3 protein-coding genes are annotated in these 7,154 nt (G+C 68.7%); all 3 read right to left on the bottom strand.

The genetic code is table 11. From position 1 onward, the window contains the following. Positions 1-179 (bottom strand): restriction endonuclease (locus ACFQ79_RS31350; protein WP_383589743.1); only part of this gene is annotated, 179 nt, incomplete at its 3' end. Between the two features lie 33 nt (positions 180-212). Then, positions 213-914: a restriction endonuclease gene (locus ACFQ79_RS31345; RefSeq protein ID WP_383589741.1), complete on the bottom strand. Its 702-nt coding sequence runs from the start codon at positions 912-914 to the stop codon at positions 213-215. 2,801 nt (positions 915-3,715) lie between these two features. Beyond that, on the bottom strand, positions 3,716-6,628 hold the full coding sequence (gcvP, locus tag ACFQ79_RS31340) for an aminomethyl-transferring glycine dehydrogenase (protein WP_383589739.1): 2,913 nt from the start codon (positions 6,626-6,628) through the stop codon (positions 3,716-3,718). Positions 6,629-7,154 lie beyond the last annotated feature (526 nt).

Below are 7,154 nucleotides of genomic sequence, written 5' to 3'. Positions count from 1 at the left end.
GAGCCCGGCGCCCACCCGGGCGGCGAGCGGCGGCTTCCCCTGCGCCTGCCTGCAGGATGGTGAACGGCATGATCGGCACCGTACCCGGGGCGGGCGGTGCCGTTGAACTGGTGCACGGCCGGCGGGTCCACGGGCCTGCTGAGCCGTTTGCACTGGACCACGGTCCGCCGGCTCGCCAGGCGGGGAGGCCGTCCCAGGCCGGGGAGTCCGGCTCAGGCGTACTTGAATCCGGTCGGGCTCACGGCCTCGAACTCCTTCATCTGGCAGGTGGGCAGGCCCGGCTCCGGCCTGGCCGGAACGGACTGGGGAGCGTCTTCACCGGACACGTCCGTCCTCCCCTCGGGAGCGGTCCGCCTGTATGGCGGGGCAGGCAAGGGCCGGCGAGCGCCAGGCAGCCGCCTCAGAGTGAGGGTGGGCAGCTGAGGGATCCGGTGGAGCGGGACGCCCTGCTCGGCCCAGGAGCGCAGCCGTTCACGGCCGGTCCAGCCCACAGTGTGCCGCTCGCCCCATTCCCTGGCGTTACGGGTGAAGCCGCTGTTTGTCACGACCACCGCCGCATTCGCCCGGTGTGCGGGACCTGCTGCCCCCTTCACCAGGTACATCACCTGGGAGCCGGCCTTCACGGCGGCCTTTGTGTGCTTGGCCTGGACGACGAGCCGCCCGTACGCCGGGTGGTCGGCGATGGCATCGGCAGCCTGGTCGCCCTGCTGTCCGACCTGACGGGCCGACCAGGCGTCCCGGATCAGCAAGTCCCGCAGCGCGAACTCAGACTGCCGGTCGTCCATCGCATCGAGCTCTGCCAGAGTGAACCGCAGGACCGACAGACGCTGTGCGCGCCGCGCGGCGTGCTCGCGGGCGGCCGCTGGAGCCCGCCAGGCGCAGGCCGTGAACCCCAGCAGGGCGAGCACAGCCATGACCGGCCACCGGGGCTTCGCCCGCCCGCACGAGCAACCGCACCGCCAGCGTGACCGCGGCTGCGGCAATCAGGACCGCCGCCCCAGCAGCGGTCGGTCGCCGGCGTCACCGTCACTCCGGGAGCGGCAGGCTGCGTCGGCGCTGCCCCCTCGGCTCCGAAGAACTGCGCCCACAGAACGAACACGGCGGCAACTCAGCCGATCAGCCACGGACTCATCTTCATCGTGGACCGGGCGGCCCGGATTGCGGCGGACGTGGCCTCGCACACGGTGATACTCCTCAGGCGTCATGAACTGTCCTCTCCAAGGGCCGTGCCTATGCGGACCTCCTGACATGGATGTAGCAGCGGCCACCGACACCGGCCTGGCAGGGCCTCGACGCTGTAGTTCCAAACCGGCCACCCCAGTGAAACGGCCTCCCGGGAGCCGCCCGACGCGGGCGAACGGCCAGGTGGCCCCGGAGAACTGACAGCCGCGACGTCCCGGCGGCACCGCCCGGGCATCACAGGACAACCGGAGAAACCCCTGTCCGCAGCACTCTGCCCGGTGGAGCGAACTTGGTGGGAAAGACAGGGGCGCGCTCCCCGCGTACGCGGATGCCCCGCGGCCGGCCCTACTCAGTGCCGGCCGTCCCGATCGGTCCGCCGCCTGTAACAGGGGCGCTGCTTGCCCGCCGCCCGCCCGAGGGCTTGTCTCGCACTGCACGGCAAAACGCCGCCAACATGGCGTGAAACAGGTAAGTCATACTCAAGAGGCGAGGCGGAATAGATTGCACCATTCATATTTCGAGCAACTCGAAGGACACGAAAGGACACCATGCGTAAGATCTTTTATGCTCTTCTAGCTGGAGTCGCAGCAGCTGCTTTCTCCGTCTCTTTCTCCGCACCCTCACAGGCCAGCGCGGGAGGAGGGACCTGGATAGGGCAGGGCGCGGACCGATTCGATGTTGATCCGTAAATGACGGCCGATATCCCCAATGCGCGATTGCCGGCGTTCGCCGTCATTCGGCGGGGGCGAAGCACGGACCCATCCGGAGATCAGCCAGGAAGGCACGTCCCTGCCCGATTTGATCACTCAGGCCGGTGACTGCATGCCGAACGGGTCACCTTCGGCTGGCCCCGCTCTCCGCCAGGGAGCATCCTTGCGCACCCATGAGGTAGGCATGCTGAGATATTACTGCCCGTCAGGAGTCCCCGCGGGAATCGGTGTGGCAGATTCCGCATGTGGCATCCGTTCTGATGCGGCAGCTGCCGGTGGATGACCGAGCCGGGCTGCGGGGCGCGCTTACACGCTGTGCAAGATCGTGAGCTGCCGGGACGTTCCGGCTGCCCAGGCCGGGTGGAGTGGCGTGACCGCGACCGCCTGGCGGCGTTTGCAGGACTGCACCAAGGCCGGGGCGTCTGGCCGGAGCTGCACAAGGTCACGACTCACCCGGCTGAGGCCCCGCCGGACGCGATACCCGGCATCCGCGTGGTCCGCGGCCGGCCGCGTCACCGGCGGGGCCGGCTGTCCGCCGGCCGGGGCTACGGCTACGGCAAGTACCGCTGCCGCCACCGAGCCTGCGGAAATCACACCGAGATCGCCGCAAGGGCGCAGCCCGCGACTCCCGGCCTGGGCAGGACCCGCTGGGCCGCCGAACGGACTTTCCCGGCTCCCCCAGTTCAAGCGCCTCTGCATCCGCCGCGAGTTACGTGGCGACATGCATACCCGGACGGTCCCTGCCCGGCCTCGAGCTCGTCACGCACCCCTCACAGTTCCTGCTGTGCGTGCGCTGGTCGAGCACGGTGTTACAGGCTCGACCAGCAAAGCCGTCACCGGCGATGCCCGGGAGCAGAGCGGGCAGCCGAGCCAGTCGTGACTCCGTGGCCCGAGCAGGTGAGGAAAGACGAGACCATGAACTCCACCGCATTGCCGGAGGAGGTCTCCGCCGTTGCGCCGGCGGCACCGGCAGCTGCCCGCATCCGGTCCGTCGGCACACCGGGCTGGGACTGGTGGGCCGTGTGGTAGCCCGACGCCCTTTGCCGGATCGCGCTCCTGCCTGGCGCAGGTGACGGCGAAGCGCCTGGAGCCGTGAGCCGGTTGTTCCACCCCGCCATTCACTCGCGCGGTGCGCAGTAGGCGCCGCTCCGTCGGACCTCCGTTCTCAAACATGCCCCAGTCTTCTGAACTGCGAACTCTGTTCCGATGCACAGGCTTGGCCTGTGGCACAGGCCGGGCGGCCGAAAGCCGGGCTGATCCTGCCGGATGTGGAACGGGCTGGGCTCGAAGGGCAGGCGCGGCGCCGTCCACACCGCAGGTGTGGGCTCTTCGCAGCCGCTTCATCCTGGCCTGCGCGTAGGGGCTTCCGGGAACGACGGGGCGGCCGGGCTCGGCTCGACCGCGCATGCGGAGGGTTGCTGGCCGGCGAGGATCGGCAGCCTGGGAGACATGCCCCGCACGGGCGTTCCCCGGTCCGTCAGTGACAGACCGGGGAACGCCCGGGCCACCAGAACCCCGGAGTCCGCCCCGAGGAACGCGACGCACCGGCCGGCAGCGAAGCTGACGGCCTGTCGCAGCCGGCGGTGTCGCGGGCCTGGCTGCGGCTCGCCTCCTTGACCGTGCGGGCCTGCTGCTTCCCGGCCTTGACCAGACACGCAGAGCCCGGCCCGCGCAGCACCGGCCACCTGCCCAGCGGTATCCGGTCAGCCCCTTGCAGGACGCGGCCGCCGACGGAGCGGCCCGGCCGGTCCCCCTGTGTCCTGGCCGGGCGAAGACTGCCGCCTCGGTGCCGGCGGCGGGGATTACCGAGCGTGGCTTGAGGTTCAGGGCAGGAGCGGTGTCTCCTGGGGAAGTCGCTGGGCAGTATGGATGTCGTAGTTCTGCACAGCGGGGCAGGAGCAGACAAGGTTGCGGTCCCCGTATGCGTCGTCCAAGCGGCGGGCAGCAGGCCAGTACTTGGCTGTGCGCAGGTAGGGCAGGGGGAACACTGCTTCTTCGCGCGAGTACGGGTGCGGCCAGGGACCGGTGAGTGATTCTGCGGTGTGAGGTGCGTTGCGGAGCGGGTTGTCGCGCTGCGGCCACTCGCCGCTGGCGACTTTGCCGATCTCTTCTCTGACCGCGATCATGGCCGTGCAGAAGCGGTCCAGTTCGCCGAGGGTCTCCGACTCTGTCGGTTCGATCATCAGTGTGCCCGGAACGGGGAACGAGACGGTGGGGGCATGGAAGGCGTAGTCGGCCAGTCGTTTGGCGATGTCCGTCACGCTGATGCCCGTGCTGCGGGTGATCGGGCGTATGTCGATGATGCATTCGTGGGCGACCAGGCCGTGCGGGCCTGTGTAGAGGATGGGGTAGTGGGGTCCCAGGCGGCGGGCTATGTAGTTCGCGTTCAGGATGGCTGTCTGGGTGGCTTTCAGCAGCCCGTCGGCTCCCATGAGCCTGATGTAGGCCCAGGAGACCGGCAGGATGCCGGCTGATCCCCACGGTGCTGCCGCGATCGGCCCTGTCCCGCCGGCGGGTCCGGCGTGGGGTTCTCCGGGGTGGTTAGGGAGGTACGGGGCCAGGTGCGTACGAACGCACAGGGGTCCGATTCCCGGGCCGCCGCCACCGTGCGGACTGCCGAAGGTCTTGTGAATGTTGACGTGGGAGACGTCCGCGCCGAACCTGCCTGGGCGGGCCAGGCCCACAAGGGCGTTGAGGTTGGCGCCGTCGAGGTACACCTGGGCGCCGGCGTCGTGGGCGAGGGTGCAGATCTCGGTGATGGACTCTTCGAAGAGCCCGTGCGTCGAGGGGTATGTGACCATCAGCACCGCTGCTTCGTCGCGGTGCTGCTCGAGTTTGGCGGTGAGGTCGTCCAGGGCGACGCTGCCGTCGGCGTCGCAGGAAATCACGACGACGCGCATGCCTGCCATGGCTGCGCTGGCCGCGTTGGTCCCGTGAGCGCTTTCGGGCATCAGGCAGACGTCGCGGTGGGACTGGCCCTGGGATGCCAGGTACTTCCTGATGGCCAGCAGACCGGCGAACTCACCCTGTGCGCCGGAGTTCGGCTGCAGTGAGACTGCGTCGTAGCCGGTGATGGCGGCCAGCCATTTCTGCAGCTGCCGGATGAGCTCGCGGTAGCCTTCGGTCTGCCCGGCAGGGGCGAAAGGATGGATGTCGGCGAATCCTGGCCAGGTCACAGGCATCATGGCCGCCGCTGGAGTCATTTTCATGGTGCAAGAACCGAGCGGGATCATACCCTGGTCCAGGGCGTAGTCCCTGTCCGCGAGGGTCTTCAGGTACCGGAGCATGCCGGTTTCCGTGTGGTGTTCGTGAAATACCGGGTGGGAAAGAATGGCGTCTTCCCGCAGTGGGCAGGGGGACCCGGCAGCGCGGACGCTGGCGTCGAGGGTGCTGATGTCGTGTCCGGCCACGCCGAATGCAGCCCATACCTGTTCAAGGTGCTCGCGCCGGGTGGTCTCGTCGCAGGAAATGCCGACGCAGTCCTCGCCCGCCGCCCTGAGGTTGATGCCCCGCCCGGCAGCGTCCTGCACCACCTGCCGGGCCCGGCCGGGAACCTTCGCCAGCACGGTGTCGAAGAACTGGCCGTGGACGAGTTCGATACCCCCGGCGGCAAGCCCGGCAGCCAGCACCCTGGCGTAACGGTGGACACGGTGGGCGATTGCCCGCAGGCCGCCGGGACCGTGATAGACGGCGTACATTCCGGCGGTCACGGCAGAGAGCACCGCTGCGGTGCAGATGTTGCTCGTGGCCTTCTCGCGCCGGATGTGCTGCTCGCGTGTCTGCAGTGCGAGCCGGTAGGCCTGGCGGCCGCCCGCATCGACCGACACACCCACCAGACGGCCGGGCATCTGCCTGCGCAGATCCGCCTTCACAGCCATATAGCCCGCATGGGGCCCGCCGAAGCCGAGCGGGCACCCGAAACGCTGAGTGCTGCCGACGACCACATCGGCTCCCATGGCACCGGGTGCGGCAAGGATGACCAGGCCCAGCAGATCTGCGGCCACCGCGGCCATGGCACCACGGTGGTGTGCCTGTGTGATGACGGGCCCAAGGTCGCGCACCACGCCGCTAGTGCCCGGGTACTGCAGCAGGACGCCGAAGAAGCTTTCCTCCGGCAATCCAGACGCTACGTCACACACGAGCACTTCTATGCCCAGCGGCTCCGCCCTCGTCCGGACCACTTCGACCGTCTGGGGCAGGCATTCCTCGTCAACGACGAAACGCCGGCTCTGGCTCTGTGCTGCCCGGTGCAGCACCGTCATCGCCTCGGCAGCGGCGGTCCCCTCATCCAGAAGGGATGCGCTCGCCACGGGGAGTCCGGCCAGATCCGTGATCATCGTCTGAAAGTTCATCAGCGCTTCCAGGCGCCCCTGCGAGATCTCAGGCTGGTACGGCGTATAGGCCGTATACCAGCTTGGGTTCTCCAGCACATTCCGTGCGATCACAGGGGGCGTGAAAGTGCCGTAATAGCCCTGCCCGATCATGTTCACCATGCGCTTGTTGCGGGCAGCCAGCCCGGCAAGCTCCTGCAGCACCGTCTGCTCATCCGCCGCGCCCGGCAAGCCCGGGGGCACACTCTCGCGAATGGCATCCGGCACCGCTTCCCCGGAGAGGCGAGCCGCCGACGGATACCCAAGGAATGCGGCTACCCGGCCCGATTCCTCTTCCGTCAGCCCTATATGGCGGCCAGCGTAAAGGGAAACGTTTTCCAGCATTCCAAGGGGGGTGTCGATCATGACTCTGGCTCCAGGAGACGGGTCCGAGGGGCGAGCATTCAGCACCATTTGTGCCGATACGCCCGAGCTGGCACTGAGTAATCGCTACTCGGATCCCGGTCCGGTCACGGAGACTGCGGAGAGGCAGCATTGCGGGCGTTCCTCCAGCTTGCGACCGGTGCTGGCGCGGTGGACGTCGTGCTCGGCCATCCGTTCGGAGACCTGCCCCGAGGCAGCGCTTGACGTGCACGGGGTCCCCGCCGTTCCTGAGCAGGCTGGCGGCCAGGGTGCGGCGGGCCTGGTGCCCGATGTCCAGCCGGTCACCCAGGCAGCACCCTGCGGACCCAGGAGAAAACGGTGGCAGCGTGCCCTTGGTCACGGCGCTCTGCTGCGAGCCCCCAGCCCGACTGTGGCTGCCCAGGGCTACTCGATGGCGCTGGCCGGCCACGAAGCGGTCCAAGTGGGACTTGTCCAGCAGCGCAGTATCACGGCCACCTCCTGGTGTCTGCGCTTCGAGACAGGCACTCGGCTCGCCGCAGCCTCGCCG

The organism is Streptomyces sp. NPDC056480 (genome assembly GCF_042795405.1).
GTDB lineage: Bacteria > Actinomycetota > Actinomycetes > Streptomycetales > Streptomycetaceae > Streptomyces.
This window is presented reverse-complemented; position numbering and strand designations above follow the sequence as displayed.

Bases quoted from the DNA above. Each gene is read 5' to 3' on its own strand.
- ACFQ79_RS31345 (WP_383589741.1), bottom strand. From the start codon at position 914: ATGGCTGTGCTCGCCCTGCTGGGGTTCACGGCCTGCGCCTGGCGGGCT.
- gcvP (WP_383589739.1), bottom strand. From the start codon at position 6,628: ATGATCGACACCCCCCTTGGAATGCTGGAAAACGTTTCCCTTTACGCT.